This window comes from Mariniflexile litorale (assembly GCF_031128465.2).
Lineage (GTDB): Bacteria > Bacteroidota > Bacteroidia > Flavobacteriales > Flavobacteriaceae > Mariniflexile > Mariniflexile litorale.
Genome location: NZ_CP155618.1, coordinates 144,338 through 166,377, shown reverse-complemented (window position 1 = coordinate 166,377; position 22,040 = coordinate 144,338). Strand labels below are relative to the sequence as shown.

Below are 22,040 nucleotides of genomic sequence, written 5' to 3'. Positions count from 1 at the left end.
TTTATGATTAAAGGCTATTGGCTATGAAAAAAAACTTTATTTATTTTTTTACATTTTTATTTTCGTTATGGATTGGTGCTCAAAATATTGATTATAAACGCTCTAATGCTATTTCTTATTCCGATTTAACAACAGAAAGTGTATCAGAGTATCAGAAAAAAAAGTGCTTATTAGATATTTACTATCCAAAGAATAAAGAAAATGTACCTACAATTGTTTGGTTTCACGGAGGTGGCTTAACAGGAGGGACAAGAGAAATTCCTGAAGCATTAAAAAACAAAGGATATATTATCGTTGGAGTAGGGTATCGTTTATCACCAAATGTAACAGCCGAAGTATGTATTTCTGATGCTGCCGCTGCCATTGCTTGGATTTTTAAAAATATTAAAAACTACAATGGCGACCCTAATTCCATTTTTATTTCAGGACATTCAGCTGGTGGATATCTTGCATTAATGGCGGTAATGAAGCAAGAATTATTACAGAAACATAAAATTGAAGCCAACAAAGTAGCAGGGTTAGTTCCTTTTAGTGGCCACACTATTACCCATTTTACAATTCGAGCAGAAAGAGGAATATCTGGAGAACAACCTATTGTAGACGAATTCGCGCCATTATTTTATGTTCGTAAAAATGCACCTCCCACTTTGTTGATAACTGGAGATCGAGAACTTGAAATGTTGGGTAGGTATGAGGAGAATGCTTACTTCTATAGAATGATGAAAGTTTCAGGTCATGAAGATATTACGCTTTATGAAATGGATGGCTATGGTCATAATATGGCAGATCCTGCATATCCATTATTGCTGAATTTTGTAGCAAATAAAACTAAAAAGAGAGATTAATATTAAGTAAATATATTTTTAATGACCATAACCATTGGAGTGGATATAGGCGGAAGTCATATCACAAGTGCAGCAGTAGATATAACTACTTCTGAAATTATTTCTGGCACCTATTATAGGGGGCCAGTAAACAGTAAAGCAAGTAAAGATCTAATTTTTAAAGATTGGGCGAGAGTTATCAATAAAACTTTGAATTCAATAAATTCTAATGAAACAATAGGTATTGGTTTTGCAATGCCCGGACCTTTTCAATATAAAATAGGGAAGGCTATGTTTGAAAAAAATGATAAATATGAATCACTTTATCAAGTCTCTGTTGTTAATGAACTAATACATTATTTAGATCATAAAAAAGTTGAATTACGTTTTTTAAATGATGCTTCTTCTTTTGGTCTTGGAGGTAAATTAACCAATGAATTTAAAGAGAATAGTAGGGTAGTAGCAATTACCATTGGAACAGGTTTTGGAGCTGCTTTTTTAAAAGATAATTTTCCTATAGCAGATGATGATTTAGTACCTCAAGGTGGATGTCTTTGGGATAAAAATTATAAAAAAGGTATTGCAGATGACTATTTTTCAACCCGTTGGTTTATAGCTAGATATTCTTTATTATCAGGTAAAGAAGGAATTAATGGAGTTAAAGACATTGTTAATTTTAATAATGAATATACTCATCAAGTCTTTCAGGAATTTTCTAATAACCTAGCAGAGTTTATGTTGCCTTATTTATTAGATTTTAATACAGATTTACTTTTGATAGGAGGTAATATTACTAGATCTCATCAATTGTTTCTTCCAATGGTTATAGACTTATGGAATAAGCAGGGATTTAAGATTCCCGTACGGATAATACAAAAGTCGGAGGAGGCTAATCTCATAGGCGCATCTTATCTTTTTAATGAAACTTTTTGGGAAACTATAAAAGATGAATTACCCGCATTATAATCATAATATAAGTTAGATAGTTTTATCGTTTTAAGCATTAAATTTTTAATAATGAAATATACACAAAAACCTATACAAGGAACCTCAATTATTTTTGCCTTCTTTTTTATTTTAATAAGTTTTTATCCAAAAACGGCTAGTTCTCAAAAAGCAAAACCTTCAGTTAATTGGACTGCAGATTGGATATGGGCAACTGATAAAGGTCCTAATAATAGTTGGTTGTCATTAAGAAAAAAGGTAAGCTTAAAATCAAAACCTAAAAAGGCAATAACCAGAATTGCTGCAGAAAATAAATATTGGTTATATGTTAACGATTCATTGGTCATCAGAGATGGAGGGCTAGATGGTCGTCCAGATTTAACTAATACATATTATGATGAAATAGATTTAGCGCCTTATCTAAATAAGGGAGACAATTGTATTGCGGCTCTTGTATGGTATAAAGGTGGTGTAAATAGTTATTCACAAATAACGGTAGACCAAGGAGGGTTTTTATTTCAGTCTGATTTAAAGGGAGCTGGTGTGTCATCCATTATTTCAGATGAATCATGGAAAATGAAAATCAATCCAGCTTTTATCAAAACAGAACAATTAAGAAATCCTGATGGTTCATATAAATGGGTTGCATGGCCCGTTTTGTATGATGCTCAAAACGAGATAGGAAACTGGATAACATATAATTATGATGATACTTCATGGGTAAATGCTATTACTAAAGGTCGTGTGCCTGTAGCACCATGGAATAATTTAGTACACCGCACCATACCCTTTTGGAAAGATTATGGATTAAAACCATATTTAAACAATTTTAAGTTGAAAAACACTGTAATAACTGAAAACAGCACAGTGGTGGGAGACTTAGGAATAAATATACAAGGTACACCTTATTTAAAAGTAGATGCTCCTGCTGGTGTGAGAATAAAGATTGTATTAAATGATTTTTATCATCAAGAATATATTACAAAAAAGGGAGTTCAAGAATTTGAGTGTTTTGCATGGCAAAATTCTAGCAGTCATACAGTGAAATATGAAATTTCAAATGTAACAGCACCTGTAAAGGTATTAGACTTACAATTTAGAGAAACTAGCTATAACGCAGAAATTATTGGAGAATTTACTTCAAATGATAAAGATTTAAATGTGTTATGGGAAAAATGTAAGAACACATCTATTGTATGTATGCGTGATATTTATTACGATTGCCCTAATAGAGAAAGAGGTCAATGGTGGGGAGATGTTTCAGAGCAAATTCTTTATTCTTTTTGTTTGTATGATACAAAAAGTAATCTTTTAAGTAGAAAAGCATATAGAGAATTTATGTATACTCAAAAGCCAGATGGTTCGCTTTATACTACAGCTCCAGGTATAGAATTCCATCTTCCAGATCAAAATATAACCGCTGTTGCTATGTTATGGAAGTATTATATGTACTCTGGAGATAAAGCTTTATTAGAAGAACTTTATCCTCAGATTAAGAAATTTATTAATTATTGTAATAGCACAGCGAATGAGGATGGAATGCTTGTTTTACAATCGGGAGTTTGGAATTGGATCGATTGGGGAGATAATAAAGATGTTATTAATGGCAGTGTCAATACTGTTGTAAATGCAAGTTATATACTTCTTTTAGATGCGGTAATGAATATTGCAGATTTGGTAGGACAAAATTCTGATAAATTATATTATAAAACGCTTCAAACTAAAGTTAAAAATAATTTCAATACTTATTTTTGGAATGATGAAGCGAATGCATACGTGTTTCATAAAAATGGAAATAAACAATCTTCAACAATAGATGATAGAAGCAATGCATGGGCCGTGTTGGCAGGAATGGTTGATGATTCTAAACGAGAAGATGTCTTGAAAGTATTAAAAACAAGATATGATTCTAGCCCTTTTCAGGAAATGTATGTGGAGATGGCGCTATTAGAACTAGATGCAGAAGCTATGCTTGTGCGTATGAGAAATCGTCATTCGGAAATGATTAATAGCTGGTCTTCTACTTTGTGGGAAGAATTTCCTGCCAAAAACAGTAATAACCATGCTTGGTCTGCGGGACCTATCTTTCACTTAAGTACAGGTGTTTTAGGAATACGTCCATCGAAAGTTGCCTATTCAGAGTTTAACTTTTTACCTAAAATGGGAGATTTAAAACAAGTTTCAGGTACGTTACCTACACCTTATGGAGTAATTGAAGCATCTTGTAATATTACTAATTCTACTTTTACACAAACCTTGATTTCACCTCCAAAAACAATAGGAATTGTTGGTATACCTAAACATATATTTAGTGATACAAAGATTGAGGAAATTAAAGTAGGAAATATAGTTATTTGGAAAAACGGAAAACCCTCAAAATCTGTAAAAGGTCTTGATTTTTACAAAGAAGATGATGCATATATTTCTTTTAAAGTTAAATATGGTTCATGGGTTTTTACTACAATAGGAAAATAAGTTATAGAAATGTATTATAATTTTTTAATAGTGATGAAGTTATAAAATAAATAAGCGGAATAGAAGGATAAAATTATTGTAAATACTTTTTCATTAGCATCAATAAACAGAAACAGTAGCTTTTAACTTCAAACAGTTGAAATTAATAAAAAATAGGTGTTTTATAGATGTTAATTAATTTTTTAATGGCTTATTCATGTCAACAACAATAGTTTCTTTAGCCTTATCAGTGTTTATGTAATTATTCAAATCTTTAAGCGAGATCACTTTAAATTTATGATCAGATAAATATTTCAAATACTCTTTAAATAATCTTGGAGGTGTATTTACCCAAGGATGTTCCATATCTGGTATTCCATGAAAGGTTAGGATTATAATTTTTCCTTTTTTTGCTTTATCAAGAGCAGCCATTATTTCTGTTTTATTATTCTCATCTATTGCCCAACTCGGGATGAGGTAGGGGTGATCTATTAAAGGATCATAAACCCTACTGCCTCCAGCTCTAGCGAAAACATATCTTTTTTTATCTAAAAAATCTAGAACTTTAGAATTTAACCCGTATCCGGGGTAAGCAAAATTAGTTGGCTTTAAAATATTTAAAGAATCACATTTGTTTTCTATGTATTCTAACTCCTCATTAAATTGCGCTTGGGTCAATTTAGTAACATTGGCATGAGTTCGTGTATGATTTGCCACTTCAAAACCTAATTTATCAAGCATTTTTATTTGTCTCCAGTTCATATAAAGTGTACTATCTTTATAATTTGGAGGAAACTCACATACAAAGAAAGTAGCCCCAAAACCATAATCTTTTAGCAAAGGGGCCACTATAGAATAATGACTTGCAGGAGCGTCATCAAAGGTAAGCACAACCAGTTTATCAGGTATTTGTTTTTTTAGAATTTGAGAATTACAAAAAGTAATTGTACATATAAAAAGAAAAGTGCTAATTGTTTTCACTATAGTTTAAGTTTTTAAAATTTAATTATAATTTTCTTGTTGTTTTCCACCAAGTTCCCATTTAAAAATTATCTTTTTTAAATTCTTTTAAAAGTTTTTGATAGAGAGAATTTAGCAAGCGGATAAAATTCACAAGATATAATTTTAGATTTATTTTCTCTAAAAAAGAAAAATAGCAGCTAAAAAACTAACTTTAAGTTTAGTTTTTTAGCTGCTATTTTATTCCAGTGATACTAATATTATCTTCGAACATTTTATAAAAACAGTTCCTGTGCTAATACTAACACATGATATTTATACTATATCACTCACTTTTATGTGTGTTTATTACTTAAATAGTTTGATGGCTCCAAGAACCATATTGCTACCTCCTCCTCCTTCAGTGCCGGTAAATCGGACGTATCGCGTTGGGTCTGATACTACAATCGAGTAAAATTGTCCATCATTAGTGTGTCTATTGAAATTAAATTCACCCATATCAACCCAAGTTATTTTGTCTTTACTAACTTCAAAGGTAAATTTATCTGGGGCTCTATTATCTCCACCACCATCATATGTAGATCTTAAAATTTCTACTTTAGAAAAAGTAGCCTCGCTACCTAAATCTATAATAACCCAATGTGGGTAATTAGATTCTCCAGCTTTTGAGTGCCAACGGGTGTTTTGATTTCCATCAAGTATGTTAGCAACCTTATTATCATCTCCACCTTGTTGTGTTGAAAAACTATCAATACTCCAGTTAGAGTTATCTAAAATAATATTTGAGGTATTTACAGAAACAAAATCGGTATAAAAAACATCAATAGCATTAGCATTTGGTGCAAAACCTGTATTATATTTTAAATCGGATGCAAAACCTGGCAAGAAGGTCGTTAATTCATCAGCCGGAACTATAATTTCAATCTCTGTCCCATTTATATCGGTATAAATCAAGGTACAGTTATCTAGTTTTTTGTCAAAATTTTCTGCCCAATTAATAAAGACTTCATTATCAATATCAGCTGCTAAAGATAATATGGTTCTATTAGCAATTGTATTGATGTAATTATTACCATATACAAGACCTAATGCTTCATAGGGAAGTGATTTGTTCCCATACCTATCAATATTAATAAATTTGAATATGTATTGCTGTTCATTAAGGTTTGTAATTAGTTTATTAAAAACTCCTTTTTGAAAATTGATATCAACATCTACTGAATCCACCTGATTATTCTCATTATTCCAAAAAATCCTAGCGGTTTTTATGCTTTCAGTATTGATATGCATTTCTAGATTAATTCGCTCAAATCCAGATCCAACAACTACAGTATCTATTTTTTCTGCATAAATATGTTCGCCTTCATCTAAATATTTATTGTGTAAATCGTTCATATCCGAACACGATTGCATTCCTAGTAGAAACAATATAAATCCATTTATATATATCATTTTAAGAACACGAGATGTTAGATTTTTAAAAGAAACCTGTTCAATCATTTTTTTGATCAGATTCGTATTAAAATAAAAAATTGATTTCATAATATAATTTTTTAAAAATTAAAATTCTAGCGATTATCACCAAAAATATCCAACTCCATTATTTGGAAATTATCACCTCCAGCCCATGTTTCAGTCACCAATATTCTTAGATAGCGTACTTTGGGATTAGAGGCAGGAAAAGAGAAATTTTCACCATTTTTAGCAATAAATTCATCTTCATCTGAAAATGTTCCAAACGGTAAACCGGATGGTTTTATAGACTCAAAATCTCCCAATTTTGTCCAACTATCCCAGTTTCCAGAAGTATCTAAAGTTTCTGCTCCCCAAACCTCGAATTTTTTAAGATTTCCCTCTGCATAAACATAATTATCGCTTTCAACACGTTGATATACTGTCATACGACTTATCAAACCAGCAGTGCCTAAATCTATCGTTATAGATTGAGGCCAAATTCCCTGACCTCCCTGTGAAGAATAGCCAGGATTTTCATTAGTATCATTCCATATATTGGTACCTTTCCAACCACCATGATGCGGACCATCTCCAGGTAAATCTATAAAAGCAAAACGAGATTTTTCATACTCAGTTTCATAAAATGGTGTTATTGTAAAAGTCTGTATTTCAGAACGATTCTGCCAACGGTCTTCAAAATGATATTGTATTGTTTTTGGGATGGTATCCAATCCATAAACAGAGAACTTACCGTTAGTTGCTTTTGAGTAAAAAGTTTCCAATTCTGCCAATTCACCTAGAAGAAGGTCTTCTTCCTCAAGAACTAAAGATATTTCTGCGTTCCCTTCATTCGTCCAAGTGTTAGTAATACCTCCAAAATCTGGTTTAACATCTAAAGTTTGTGCAATAACATTCACGGCAGGCTCAAGAGGCGTTATTGTAATACTAACAGGTTCCGATTCATTTCTACTTCTATCTACCGCAATTATTTTTATTACTTGATCGTTTGTATTGCCAAACCCTTCAATCTTCAAAGTATCAGAATATAGGGAAGATCTATACTCAGTAATTTCGCCTTTTCTACGCGAATAAACTGCTTTGGTATATAGCAGATCTTCATCTATAGGGGGTGTAAATGTAATGAACGCACCTCCGGGTACGCTTATAGCATTTAAATTGGTTACTAAACCTGGTGCTATACTTTCTAGAGGCGGCTGCCCTACAGCGATCTCTTCTGAACATGCTGAGATGCAGATCCCGAAAATTATTAAGATTATTCTATTTTTCATTTATTTTATTTTAAGTTAAATTAATAACAGTCTTATAACTGCTACCAACCATAGTTTTGAATTAAGTTAGCGTTTCTTGATAGATTTGATTCTTTAATAGGCCAGAAGTAATCCTTAGTTGAAAAAGAAAGGGGTACTTCTGGTAATAAAAGAACTTTGTAAAAATCTTCTTTAACAGTTCCTTGCATATTCCAACCTTTTGGTTGATCGTTCAGCACTGGGATTTTTTTCCAACGTTTAATATCCCAATAGCGTTTTCCTTCAAAGGCTAATTCTATACCACGTTCTTGATGTATAATTTCGCGTCGTCCTTCTTTGGAATTTGGTTTAGTTGGGTTAACAGAATATTGGGACCATGAATCTATAACACCTTCTAATCCTACACGATTTCTAATAAGATCTACATATTCAAAAACATCTTCAGCAGATCCATTAGCCTCGTTTAAAGCTTCTGAATACAATAAATAAAGATCTGCCAATCGCATAATTGGAAAAGGGTAAAACTCTTCTGTAGTTTGTGTATTCGTTTGAGTGTTTTTAAAACTATGCATTTTTTTAGTGGAATAACCAGTAATAGAATAACCACTACCTCCTTGAAACCCTGAAACTTGGCCTTTTAGAAAATCGGCATATTTTACATCTCGGTTTGAACCAGTAAACAGATAATTTCCATTTCCAAAATAAACGCCTTTATCAAAACCTACACTCGCATAAAATCTTGGTTCCCGATTAAAATGTAAATTAACTGTATGTTTGCCTAATTCAACATACCTTTCTTCTCCTACTTTGGCAGCTTCTGCTCTAATTTGATATCTATCTCCATACCAGTTATTAGTTGCTACCCAATCGCGATCTTCATTAATAGGGACTCCGTTTGATGAATAATAGCGCTCTACCATATTTATAGTTGGTGCATATTCTGAAGTTGCTCTATTTATTGTTGATTCATTCATTCGAACCAATCTCACTTGAGTACTTCTTTGAAGATATCCATTATCGTATCTTGTATTTCCCCAAATAAGTTCTTTATTCCACCTAGCACAAATAGCCTCACGATAGGTAGTTTGCAACTGGAATATGGGATCTACAGTTAAAACAAAAGGGTCTAGCAAATCATATAATGCTTTGCCTTGCGTATGGGCAACATCAATAGCTTCTTTACAAGCATTAGCGGCCAATAACCATTTGTTTTCATTATATGATTGAGGAAATAATTGGATCCCTCGATTGTCGATCATATTAGCATAATCTTTATTACCATTAAAAAGAGGGCTTGCTGCATAAACTAATGCTTCGGCGCGTATAGCATAAGCTATAAGTTTATCAACCCTACCTGCTTCTGTTCCTTCAACGATTTCGATTGCAGCAGGTAAATCTGTAATAGACTCCAGCATGAGGTCTGTAATGTATTTTATAACCTCATCGATGGGTTCTCTATAAACCCACATATCCTCTTCTTCAGCACTCGTTTCAATATTTACATCAACAATTGGAATGGGGCCATAACATTTAAAAAGGTAATAGTGATAATATGCTTTCAAAAATTTTACTTCAGAAATCCATCTATTCATTTCATAATCGTCCATATCTGTTACTTGATGTATTTTTTCTAAAAAAATATTACAATCTCGAATACCTTTCCATGCCGATTCTGAGGACCTCTCTCCATCCCAAACATTTAAAATTGGATTATTAGATTCCTGAAAGCCTAATTGTAGTCGTGTATTTTCCCAAAACCGACTTCCTCCATTAGTACCATAACGTTTGAAAATTTCATCAGAAGCCATGGCAGGATCCTTATCTACAGAGCCTATTTCAGGCCGGTAGCTGTAACAAGTAAATAAAAATTTCTCTGCTTCATTTCTACTACGAAAAGCATGGTCTATTATTGCAACATTATCTGGAACTACGTCTAAATAATCACTACAAGATGACATCCCAAATAAGAGTATGAATGTTCCTATTATTATATTTATATTTTTCATGATTTTATATTTTAAAATGAAATTTGTAAACCAAAATTAATGACCTTTTGAATTGGATATCCCAGACCATTACCACGACCATCACCAGGCTCATCACCTCCCATTTCTGGATCCCATAATTTAAATTTACTAAAGGTTAGAAGGTTGGTTCCGTTCATATAAAAACGAAATTTTTCTATATTAGCCTTTAAAGTTATTTTACTTGGAATAGTATATCCTAATTCAATAGCTTTCAAACGCAAGAAAGATCCATCTCTTACCCACCAACTTGATGTTTGCATATTATTGCCTACGATAGTTTCTGAAAGCCTTGGCCATAATGCATATACATTTCGGTTGTCTTCAGACCAATGATTATCGGCATATACTTGTAATAGTGCACTTTGCTGATTAATAAAAGGAGACGTTGAATATGGGTCTATAAAAAGAGATGTTCTTCCTAAGCCTTGAAAGAAAGTTGAAAAATCAATTCCTTTCCAGCCTCCTGAAAAACCAAAACCATACACAATTTCCGGACTATGAGGATTCCCTAAAGGCACTATATCTAAATCGGTTATTTTACCATCACCATTCAAATCCTTATATTTAATATCACCTCCTCTATAATCCCCAAATTGGGTGGGCGAATTCTTAACTTCATCATCATCAACAAAAAGGCGTTCAGCCACATAGCCATAATATTGAGCGATAGGATCACCTATTCTAGATTTCCATGGCTCATTGGGATAATCGGGTTCTTCATATACTTCATATTGACTAGTAGCATATGTAAAATTTCCCATAGCGGTTATCCAAAAATCTTTATTAAAGGAGTGGTTGAAATTAAATGAAAATTCAAGACCTTTACTAGACGCTTCTCCCACATTTGCTTGTACATTAGCTTGGAGTCCCATAGTGGAAGGTATAGCCGAACGATTCATTAAAACATTCGTTCGATTTTCAGAAAAAACATCAACGTCTATATCCAATTTATTCCATAAACCAATCTCAAGACCTATGTTATATTTTTCTGCTACTTCCCAAGTAATCTCGTCATTTGCATATCGTGAAATAGACACGCCATTTCGTGAATAATCATTTCCATAAGTTCCAAAATTAGCGCCATTACTACCATCATTTAAGTTTACATTAGACAGATAGAAAAACCTGTCATCTCTACTTCCAATAGCATCATTACCTACAATCCCATAGGTATATCTTAGTTTTAATTTATTAATAGTGTTGGCTATTTTTCCTTGCCAAAACTTTTCATTAGATACAATCCAACCATAACCTACAGAAGGGAAAAAACCAAAACGTTCTTTTTCTGAAAATCGTTCGGAACCATTATACCCAAAATTAAATTCAAACAAATAGCGAGAATCAAAAGCATATGTAGCACGACCCGCATATCCTAAATTTCGGTAAGGCAAAGAACGTTGAAGATCTCCAGCATTGGCTTCGACTCTTTCTCGGGCAGTTGCAACTAATAATCCGCTTACTTCATGTTTTTCATTAAAAGTATCATTCCAATTTAGTGCGGTTTCATAATAAGTTGTAGATTTTATCTCTTTTGGTCCTTCACCATACCCTAAATATTCGGTACCTGTATCTTCATTTAATACATTCAATGTATATTCGTCAGCTGCTTTATCATACATACCTATTTTATAATAAAAAGGATTGTAACCACGACTTATATTGTAATGAGAATGCCTGTTTGTATTAAACATTCCTCTTAAAGAAAGTCCTTTTAGTAAAACGGATAAATCCTGTTTTAATTCAAACTGTGCAGATACTTGAGATGTGTAATATTCTTTATAGCCTCTAACCATATCTGCGTATGGATTTAAAAAACCACCTGTATCAGCATTTCCAAAAAGTATATGTTTTGTATTTTGATTAGCTTCGTCTGGCTCAAAAGTAGCAGGGAAAAGGACTGGGTTGGTTCGCATAACCTTTTTATACAAATCTGATCCACTATCAATTGGACCGGAGTATTGATCAAAAGCACCTTGTAAACGAACTTTTGCTTCCGTTGTTTCTGTAATATCAATATTAATATTTGAACGTATCATGTAACGATCTAATTTGATATTATTATTGAAATTATTTGTTCCATCAACCTTTAGCAAACCCGTATCGTTAGAATAACTACCCGCTACGTAGTATCTAGCGACTTTACCACCACCGCTTACATTTAGATTAACTTGTCTATTAATAGCCTCATTTTTAAATAACATCTTTCTCCAATCATTTGCTGGATAAACAGCAGGATTATTTCCCGCAATGGTATTATTAATTTTTTGTGGTGAATAAGGCGTATTGCCTAGGGGATCTCTGGTTCTAACGGCTTCATTATGTAATCTCATGTAAGTGATAGGATCCGCTAGGTCTACAGTTTGGGTAGGGCTAGAAGATGCTTGCTCCATTCTAACACTTATCTTTGCCTTACCAATAACACCTTCTTTTGTAGTGACTAAAATAACACCATTAGCCCCTCTAGACCCGTAAAGTGCTGTGGCTGTGGCATCCTTCATAACTGAAAAACTTGCAATGTCATCTGGATGCAAGCGAGATAATTCTTCTGTTGTAACTTCGTTGTTATCCACTAAAATTAAAGGTCCCTTATTGTATCCAAATGAAGTTATTCCTCGAATGTAAAATTCTGCAGTATTTTGACCAGGTTCCCCACTTCTTTGATAAGAAACCATACCTGGAATACGACCTGCAAACGACGTTGTTAAATTACTAGATGGAATTTTAAGATCAGATGGTTTTACAGTGGTAATAGCCCCAATAACACTTGCTTTTTTCTGTTTTGAAAACGCAACAACAGTAACATCATCCAGTGCGCTAACATCTGATTCCATGTGAATTGTGAGCTCTTTTTGTCCATTATATTCAATAGTTACAGATTTATACCCTAAATAAGATACTTGTACTTTATCACCCATTTTCAATTTAACAGTAAATTTACCGTCAAAATCTGTGATTACGCCTCCTTTAGTGCCAACAATTATTATAGTTGCACCAGGTAAAGGTGTTCCAAATTCATCATAAATTATTCCATTAATGTCATTTTTTTGATCGTTAATGCTTGTAAAGTCAAGCAAATAGTGTGAGCTAAATATATCATTATCATTTTTTAATGAGTTTATTTTTTTTGAATTGTTTATACGTTTTGAGTCTAGTAAAAGCTCCTCACTTGCATATGTATTTAAATGGGTAATACAACATAATGCTAGAACCTTAAAAAAATAATTTATTTTCTCAAGATACCTACTACTTATGTGTAGTTGGGTAATTTTTATATTCATAAAGTTGGTTTGTTTAATGAATCCCTATTTTTTAAGTACACAATTTGATATAGAGATTCAGGTTTAATAATAAGTGTTGGTTTAGTTGTTAAGTTTTTTAGTTGTTTTTCTTCATAGTTTATATTTAGTCATTTATAATTTAGTTTGTGTGGTTGGTTAGTGCTCTTAATTGAATTAAACCTATTTAAATAATGGTAAATCTATTAAGTAAATCGTTTTAGTTGATTATCCAAATGTTAATTAAATAAAACGATTTAGTTAAGTTTGTAAAAAAAAGTGAAATTAATATTTAAAATTAAAACGATTAAATGATATAACTATCCTGTACATACCTGTTCTTCATAATATAAAAGTTATTTTGATTTTTATACTATGGAGAATTTCTTAATTCCAATGGATAATAAAGCTATTAAATTATGCCCTTCTAGCTTATTAATGTTGTTTCGAATCGATTTAAAAGTTAAGGAAGACAGCCAATCCAAGCATTTAGTCGTACAAGAGTATAAAATTCTTCAAATAATTTTTCATCAAAATAATAGTCTAAATTATTATACCTGTTACATTTGTTTGGACGAATATTTATATTGAGGTCTTTTTTAATATGCGTATAAGTATTTGTTAATTAATGCTTTCATTAATATCAATAAAAAAAACATCTGCACTTATTTCAGTTTCTTGTAATGTTTTACCTCTAATGGTCATAAATTACATTTTTCAAATTGTTTATAATACGACTAACTAGATGTCATTTTGGTTATTACATGGATCTTTTATCTGAAAATAAGGTATTTATGTGTTTTTTAGTTTAAATAAATTAGCAGTTAAGAATTAAGCTTTTAAGTTTCATTCTTAACTGCTAATTTTAATATTTTTTAGAATAACTAGAATTCAGTAATGCTTAAATGATGCTTTCCGGAAGTTAAATGGATACTAAAACCACCTCTATTAGAACGTTTGATAAGCTTCTCTTTTAACTTGATAAACTTAGCGTTAAGAGATACAGTTGCTGTACTATTAGGAGGTATAATAATGTAATAATCAATATTTTTTTCGTTTTGTCTTGTCCAATTAGACTCAATTTTACCATAAGGACCTATATGACTAGCAGTAAAATATTCTAAACCTTTTACAAAATGAGGCTTCAGAATTACATTTTTAAATCCAGGAGCAGTTGGGTCTGGAAAAATACCTCCAATTCCTTTAAATAACCATGCTCCAATTTCACCAAACATGATATGATTTTTTGAAATATCTCTTTTGGATTTAATATCCCAGTTTTCATAAAGTGTCGTTGCTCCATTTTTAATCCACCAGCCCCATGAAGGGAATGTTTCTTGTGAAGCTATTTCATAAGCTAAATCTGCATAACCATTTTCGCTTAAAGCATTTAATATTGATTTTGTTCCTAGAAGCCCTACATTTAAATGTTTATTATCTTGTAGTACTTTGTTAGCGAGATTGTCTGCTACTTTTGATTTTAATCCCTCTGGAACTATTCCCCAATATAAAGGGGCACTTAATTCTGTTTGAAAACCAGAACCGTATATTGCCGTTTCTTTGTTTAAATATTTATTATTAATGGCTCTTTTTATTTTATCAGCTAATTGCGAATAGTGTAAGTAGTCATCCTGTTTACCTAATAATTTAGCCGTTTTAGCTAAAATTGTAGCATCAACAAAATAATATATGGAAGAAGTAAGCTCTTTCGGAGTTTTATCTTTTACTGGTACCCAATCACCTAAGCCCCAATCTGTAATTCCGTAGGGACTCATCTTAGTGATATGATCTACATATCTCTTAATATTTGGGTAATTTACTTCTAGGGCTCTGGTGTCTCCATAAAATTGATAAATTTCCCACGGAATAATAGCAATGGTACTGGTCCAATCAGGTCCATTACCCCAATCATAACCCCAACCCCAAGTTGGTATTATCGATGGTAAGACGCCATTTTCTTTTTGTTCGTCTCTATGGTCTGCAAGCCATTTTTCATAAATAGTAATACCATCAAAATTATATAAAGCCGTTTCAATGTTAATATGCGCATCTCCAGTCCAACCATTTTTTTCACGTTGAGGACAATCGGTAGGATATCCAAATAGATTAGACACATATGAAGCATTAGTAGCTTCCCAAATTTTATTTATGATTTCATTTGAACTTTCTATTTTTCCTACTGGAATAACACCACTATGCATAAATTGTCCAACTAAACTTTCTTTTGTCAATTCAATTGGCTTATTGCTTATCACTTCAACATACTGAAAACCTTTATAGTTAAATTTAGGCATAAAGGTTTCTATTCTATTGCCGTTTAAGGTGTAGATGTCTGTTTGAAAAGGGTCTAAATCATCTGTTGGTCTATAATGTAAATCTATATTAGACAAGTCTATTTCTCCTGAATCATTTAATTGCTCTGAGTGTGTTAAACGCAGAACAGTTCCTTTACTTCCTTTAACTCTTAATTGAGTAACACCAGAAATATTTCTTCCTAAATCGTAAATATATTTTTTATCAGAAATTTTACGTAGGCTTACTGGTTTTATTTCTTCAATATTTCTAATTGGTTTTAGTGCCTGTGCAACTATATTGTTTGAAGGAGCATTTACCACTAATGAATTTTTCCAATCTTCATCGTTAAATTCAGGAGTATTCCATCCTAATTGTTCTTTTCTCGCATCGTAATGTTCTGCCGTATAAATACTATTAAAAATAATTGGACTTAAAGATGTTTTCCAACTTTCATCCGTATATAAAATAGTAGTTGTACCATCTTCATAGGTAATTCTTATATTCAATAAAAATCGGGGGCGATTTCTCCATCCTGCTTTGTCAAAATTCCAAACAGCTGTAGATTGATGATTATACCAACCATTCCCTAAAAGGACACCCAAGGCAATTGTTTCTTGCTTAAATTTATTTGTAACATCGTACGTTACATACAAATTTCTCTTATCAAATTTAGTGTACATTGGATCCAAACGATGGTTTCCTATTTTCTCTCCATTAATATATAATTCATACAACCCTGCTGCTGTTATATAAGCAACTGCTTTTTTTACTTTTTTTTGAACAGGATATGTTTTTCTAAAATAGGGGGCGGGTTTTACAGAGGTGTCGTTATGATCTGTAATCCATGAACCTGTCCAGTTTTTTTGCTGCATCATTCCTGTTTCAAAACTTGATATAACTAAATCACTTTTTGTATTTTTATCATCTACAATTCTTACTCCCCAATAATATTTTGTAAAAGGAAGTAATTTTTCCCCATTATATATCACTAAAGAATTAGTATTGTTTTTGCCATTATATCTCCACATTTCACCTTTTCCTCGGGATACTTTTACAGAATCTATTCCCACAGATATAAAATAGTTTTTTTGTTTTGCTGCAGCTCTATTAGAAATCATACTCCATCTAAAGCGAGGAGATTCAGTATCTAGACCTATTGGATTTTTTAAATATTCACAAAGTAAATTTTGAACTTTAATTTCCGAATTTATTTTTTTGTTAGAAAGAAAAAATACTAAGAGAAAAATCGATAAAATTATAAGAATAGTTTTGTTTTTTAATAGCATTGTAATTATTTTTTGATTGTGAAATGATAGCTTCCAGACCCCAACGCGACAATTATTTCAGTAGAAGTTGTTTCTATAATTTTTACATTTTCACTTTTTGATAGTTTAGAATCTCCTTCAATAACACTTTCAATATTATTGCTTGGGATATGAAGTTCAGCACTAGTATTTACAGGAATAGTAATATCCATATAAATTTGGTTTTCATTGTTTTGCCAATGAGAACTAATTTTTCCGTAATAGGTCTCTAAATTTGATTGTATCATGGTTAGTTGTTCATCTTTAGTTTGTTCATTTTCATTTTTTGAGACTAACTTATTGTATATGTATGGTTTAATAATACTTTTTTTATAACCAACTTCACTAATGCTGGTACTGCTTTTTATACCGCCAAGTGTTTTGTACATCCAGTCTCCAATCGCTCCATATGCATAATGATTGAAAGAATTCATAGCTGGGGTTTGAAAATCGCCGTTAGGTTTTTGTCCATCCCATCGTTCCCAAATAGTGGTAGCTCCCATCGTTACAGGATAAAGCCATGAAGGATATGTTTTTTGCATTAACAATGTGTATGCTAAATCATGATATCCAAACCTTGTAAGAACATGACATAAATAAGGAGTTCCTAAAAACCCTGTGGTTAAGTGATAATCATAACTCTTAATATTATCGGCTAAATGTTTCGCTGCTTGTGCTCTCATATTTTCTGGAAGCATATCAAACTGCAACGCTAAAACATAAGCTGTTTGTGAGTTAGAAGAAAGAACTCCATCTGGAGAAGTATATTTTTTTATAAAAGCTTGCTTAATATTTTTTAATAAAGTTGTGTATCTTTCGAAATCATCAGGTTTGTTTAATAACAGAGAGGTGTTAATCATTATTTGTGTAGAATTGGCATAAAAACATTGTGCGATTAAAAATTTATCTGTTTCAGCAGAACGAGTTTCAGTATCATTTTTCTCGGGGATATAATAAAGCCAATCTCCAAAATGGGTTCCACTATTCCATAAAAAATCCTTACTTTGACTCGTTATATAGTCTACCCACGCTTTCATACTGTTATATTGATCTTTTAAGATTTTTTTATCGCCATAGTTAAGATACATATCCCAAGGAATGATTGTGGCAACATCTGCCCAACCTGCTGAACCAGAATCATTAGAGTTTAGTACATTAGGGATTACATGTGGAACACTTCCGTTTTTTAATTGATCTGCCTCCACATCTTTCATCCATTTAGCAAAAAAATTATCGACTTGCATGTTGAAGGATGCTGTATTAAAAAATACTTGAGCATCGCCTGTCCATCCTAAACGTTCATCTCTTTGAGGACAATCTGTAGGAACATCTAAAAAATTGCCTTTTTGGCCCCATTCAATATTATGTTGCAATTTATTGATTAATTCATTTGATGTAGTGAAACTTCCTGTTTGCTGCATATCAGAGTAAAGTGCTACGGCTGTGAAATTTTCAGGATTTATTTTACCAGATATGCCTTTTACACTAACATACCTGAAACCTTGCCAGGTAAAATGAGGTTCAAATGTTTCTACATTTTCTCCATTTAAAATGTACTTATTTTCTTGTTTGGCGGCTCTTAAGTTTTCTGTATAAAAATTACCATTTTTATCTAAAATTTCGGCATGCTTTAGGGTAATTTCATCTCCTTTTTTACCTTTCACTTTTATTTGTACGAACCCAACTAAGTTTTGTCCAAAATCTAATACGTGATCACCTTCTGGAGTAATAATAACATCAATAGGTTTAAAGGTTTCTTGTTTTCGGATAGGTTCATTAATAGTTGCAACCAAATAATTTTTATCAAGACTTACCACATGAACTAACTTCCAATCTTGATCATTGTAATCTGGAAGATTCCAACCTTTTTTTTTATGCCTCGCATCAATTAACTCACCATTGTAAATCTCAGAAGTTAGTATTTCACCCGTAGTAGTTTTCCAGTTTTTATTTGTTCCAACAGTCTCTGATGTACCATCAGCATATTTTAAATTTATTTGTAAAAGCAACGCTAAATTTTTACCATATAAATCTTTATTTCCTTCCCAGGCTAAAGTTCCTCTATACCAACCACTTCCTAATATAGCTCCTATGGCATTATCTCCTTTTTGTAGTAAACTTGTAACGTCGTAGGTTTGATATTGTAATCTTTTATTATAACTGGTCCAGCCTGGAGTAAAATATGAATCGCCAATTTTTTTTCCATTTATGTAAGCGATATATAAACCATGAGAAGTAATAATAGCAGTTGCAGATTCTATCTCTTTAGTAACTTTAAATTTATTTCTAAATAAAGGGCTTGGACGATTCTCACTTTTTTCTGAGCTTACTTCAATCCATTCAGCCTGCCAATCAAAAATATTTAAAAGCCCCATTTGCCATGTGTTAATAGTACTCCATTTAGAAACCTTATTATTTTGATTCCATACTCTAACCCTCCAATAATATTTTTTTAATGAAATTAATTTTGGTCCGTTATAATTTACATGTACAGATTGGTCTGTAATTATTTTACCACTATCCCATAAAATAGTATTTTTTAAGGACTTTTCTTTTTCACTAACTTGAATTTGATATGCCGATTGTTTTACGTTTCTTTTACTAGACGCAAGTATCCAAGTAAGCCTTGGAGCATCTGTTTCTATTCCAATGGGATTTATTTTGTTTTCACATAAACTTTTAGTGACTTCTATTTGTTGAGCACTTATAAGGTTAATGGTAAAAAAAAAACAGAAAAAGGAAAGCAACTTCTGTGGATTAATAAAATGTGCTTTTTGATATATAACTTTTATTACATGGAGTAATTGCATTTTAATTTTTTTATTTGGAAGTATAAACAGTATGTATTAGGTTTATTTATATAATTTTAAGTTTGGTTTTTCAGACATATAAAAAATTAAATTGCCACCCGACATTAATACATCATGTGTTATAAATGGTCTTTTTAAAACTTTTCCATTTAATTCTACTTTTTCGACATATACATTTTTTGCAGATTGATTTTTTGCAGTGATTTGAAAAGTGTTACCATTATCCAAATTTATCACAGCATTTGAAATAGACGGACTCCCTAATGCATAGTCAACAGACCCAGGAGCTACAGGGTAAAAACCTAATGAGCTAAATATATACCAAGCACTCATTTGTCCGAAATCATCATTGCCACTCAATCCATCAGCACCTGTTTTATACTTTTCATCTAAAATCATCCGTATTTTGTCTTGTGATTTCCATGGAGTATTTGTCCAATTATATAAATACGCCACATGATGTGATGGTTCATTACCATGAACATAATTTCCAATAATACCTTCACGAGAGATGTCTTCAGTATGCTCAAAATATTTGTCTGGTAGTTCCATTGTAAATAAAGAATCCAAATAAGTTGTAAAACGTTCATTGCCGCCCATCAGTTTAATCATGCCTGTTGGATCATGAGGAACGTATAAGCTATAGTTCCAAGAATTTCCTTCAATAAATCCTTGTCCATGTGTATTTAAAGGATCAAAATTTTCTTTAAAACTACCATCACTTAGTTTAGGGCGCATAAATCCCGACTTTGCATCAAAGACATTTTTATAGTTCTTAGAACGCTCTATAAACTCGTTGTAAATAGCTTCTTTTCCTAATTTTTTAGCAGCTTGAGCAATGGCCCAGTCATCATAAGCATATTCTAATGTTTTAGAAACAGAAGCCCCATTTTTATCTTCCGGTACATAACCCATATCCATATAATATCTAATACCATCAAAATACCTAGTTCTTGCTGTTTGTACACAAGCATCAAGCGCTTTATCTGTGTTGAAATTGGTGTTTCCTTTTACAATGGCATCTGCGATAACAGAAACACTGTGATACCCAATCATACACCAGTTTTCATTTGCATAATGCGACCATATGGGTAACATAGCATGCACGCTTTGTTCTTGATGGGCTATCATGGAAGCTATCATATCTGAATTTCTTTCTGGTTGCAGAATATTAAATAGTGGGTGTAAAGCCCTGTAAGTGTCCCAAAGAGAAAAACTAGTATAATTAGTGAAGTTTTCGGCCTGGTGTGTATTCATGTCTAAGCCCGTATAGTTGTTGTCAGTATCCATATATTCTGTTGGCCCTAAAAACGCATGATACATTGCCGTATAGAAATTTGTTTTTTCTTCAGTGTCGTCTGATTTAATTTGGATTTTATTTAGTTCTTTATTCCATGCTAATTTGGCGTTTTTATGAACTTCTTCAAAATTCCAATTAGGAGTTTCTTTTTTCATATTAGCCAGAGCCCCTTTAGAGCTAACTGGTGATAAGGCAAATTTTATTTGTAGTTTTTCTTCCTTTTTTAAGTCGAAATCAAAATACATTCTAATTTTTTCGCCTGCAATTTCAGGGAAATTTTCAGATTGGTTAAATCGTCCCCAAAAGCCATTATACGGTTGTTTGTCGTAACGAGCTCTACCATAGTTTATAATAGGTTTATTAAATGACATGGCGAAATATACACGTCTTGTTCTTGCCCAACCATTGGTTTGGCGATAACCTGTTACTAAGGTGTCATTTTCTACTCTAACAAATGTCCATACATTTTTATCATCATAATTGTAAATTCCAGACATTAAATCTAAAATAATATGTGTTTTTTCGTTTTTGTTGAATGTATATTGATGCATTCCTACACGAGTAGTAGCAGTCATTTCTGCTTTAATGTTATAATCGTCTAATAAAACGCTGTAATACCCCGGAGAAGCTTGTTCATTTTTATGAGAAAAGCGAGATCGGTAACCACTATCTGGATTTGCTTGAGTACCAGGATTTAGTTTTAAATCTCCTGTTGTAGGCATAATTAAAAAATCACCCAAATCGGAGTGTCCAGTTCCGCTGAAATGTGTATGACTAAAGCCTACAATAGTACTATCTTCATATTGATATCCAGCACAATATTTATATACGTCTGGATTGTAACGGCCATTTACGGCATAAGGAATGGTGTCTGTATCTGGACTTAATTGTACACTACCAAAAGGAACTGTAGCTCCTGGATACGTATGACCCATTTTTGCAGTACCAATCATGGGGTCTACAAATTTTGCATAATCTTCTAAGTTATTAGAGGACTCTTTATTTTCATTATTTTGACAGCTAAACATAAGTATCGTTATAATTACTAGGGTACTTTTAAGGATATCTTTTTGCACAATATTTATTTTGATAAGTAAAAAAAATCTTGGGTTCTAGATTATGA

The 22,040-nt window shown here is 32.1% G+C and carries 11 protein-coding genes; 3 read left to right on the top strand and 8 right to left on the bottom strand.

Features of this window, described 5'->3' with window-relative positions; translation table 11 throughout:
* The first annotated feature begins 23 nt into the window (after nucleotides 1-23).
* From QLS71_RS00735 to QLS71_RS00725, 3 genes are read left to right on the top strand one after another with little or no spacing between them, the layout of a single operon-like run.
* Nucleotides 24-845, top strand: a complete 822-nt coding sequence (locus QLS71_RS00735) for an alpha/beta hydrolase (protein ID WP_308992373.1) — start codon at nucleotides 24-26, stop codon at nucleotides 843-845.
* A gap of 21 nt (nucleotides 846-866) precedes the next feature.
* Entirely contained in the window at nucleotides 867-1,790 is a 924-nt protein-coding gene (locus QLS71_RS00730; RefSeq protein WP_308992374.1) for an ROK family protein, read from the top strand.
* 51 nt (nucleotides 1,791-1,841) lie between these two features.
* Nucleotides 1,842-4,244, top strand: a complete 2,403-nt coding sequence (locus tag QLS71_RS00725; RefSeq protein WP_308992375.1) for an alpha-L-rhamnosidase C-terminal domain-containing protein — start codon at nucleotides 1,842-1,844, stop codon at nucleotides 4,242-4,244.
* Nucleotides 4,245-4,418: 174 nt separating this feature from the next.
* Here QLS71_RS00725 and QLS71_RS00720 read toward each other — a convergent pair whose 3' ends face one another.
* From QLS71_RS00720 to QLS71_RS00685, 8 genes are all read right to left on the bottom strand, one after another.
* Nucleotides 4,419-5,204, bottom strand: coding sequence for a polysaccharide deacetylase family protein (locus QLS71_RS00720; protein ID WP_308992376.1), 786 nt, complete (start codon nucleotides 5,202-5,204; stop codon nucleotides 4,419-4,421).
* A gap of 327 nt (nucleotides 5,205-5,531) precedes the next feature.
* Nucleotides 5,532-6,725: a DUF4998 domain-containing protein gene (locus QLS71_RS00715; RefSeq protein ID WP_308992377.1), complete on the bottom strand. Its 1,194-nt coding sequence runs from the start codon at nucleotides 6,723-6,725 to the stop codon at nucleotides 5,532-5,534.
* A 26-nt stretch (nucleotides 6,726-6,751) separates the two neighbouring features.
* Nucleotides 6,752-7,927: a DUF5000 domain-containing lipoprotein gene (locus QLS71_RS00710; protein ID WP_308992378.1), complete on the bottom strand. Its 1,176-nt coding sequence runs from the start codon at nucleotides 7,925-7,927 to the stop codon at nucleotides 6,752-6,754.
* A gap of 41 nt (nucleotides 7,928-7,968) precedes the next feature.
* Complete coding sequence (locus QLS71_RS00705) at nucleotides 7,969-9,912, bottom strand: RagB/SusD family nutrient uptake outer membrane protein (protein WP_308992379.1); 1,944 nt, start codon at nucleotides 9,910-9,912, stop codon at nucleotides 7,969-7,971.
* Between the two features lie 11 nt (nucleotides 9,913-9,923).
* Entirely contained in the window at nucleotides 9,924-13,211 is a 3,288-nt protein-coding gene (locus QLS71_RS00700; protein ID WP_308992380.1) for a TonB-dependent receptor, read from the bottom strand.
* Between the two features lie 881 nt (nucleotides 13,212-14,092).
* Nucleotides 14,093-16,621 carry a family 78 glycoside hydrolase catalytic domain gene (locus tag QLS71_RS00695; RefSeq protein ID WP_308992381.1) on the bottom strand — a complete coding sequence of 843 codons (2,529 nt, stop codon included), beginning with the start codon at nucleotides 16,619-16,621 and terminating at the stop codon, nucleotides 14,093-14,095.
* Nucleotides 16,622-16,794: 173 nt separating this feature from the next.
* Nucleotides 16,795-19,617, bottom strand: a complete 2,823-nt coding sequence (locus tag QLS71_RS00690; protein ID WP_308992382.1) for a family 78 glycoside hydrolase catalytic domain — start codon at nucleotides 19,615-19,617, stop codon at nucleotides 16,795-16,797.
* 42 nt (nucleotides 19,618-19,659) lie between these two features.
* Complete coding sequence (locus QLS71_RS00685; protein ID WP_308992383.1) at nucleotides 19,660-21,993, bottom strand: GH92 family glycosyl hydrolase; 2,334 nt, start codon at nucleotides 21,991-21,993, stop codon at nucleotides 19,660-19,662.
* Nucleotides 21,994-22,040 lie beyond the last annotated feature (47 nt).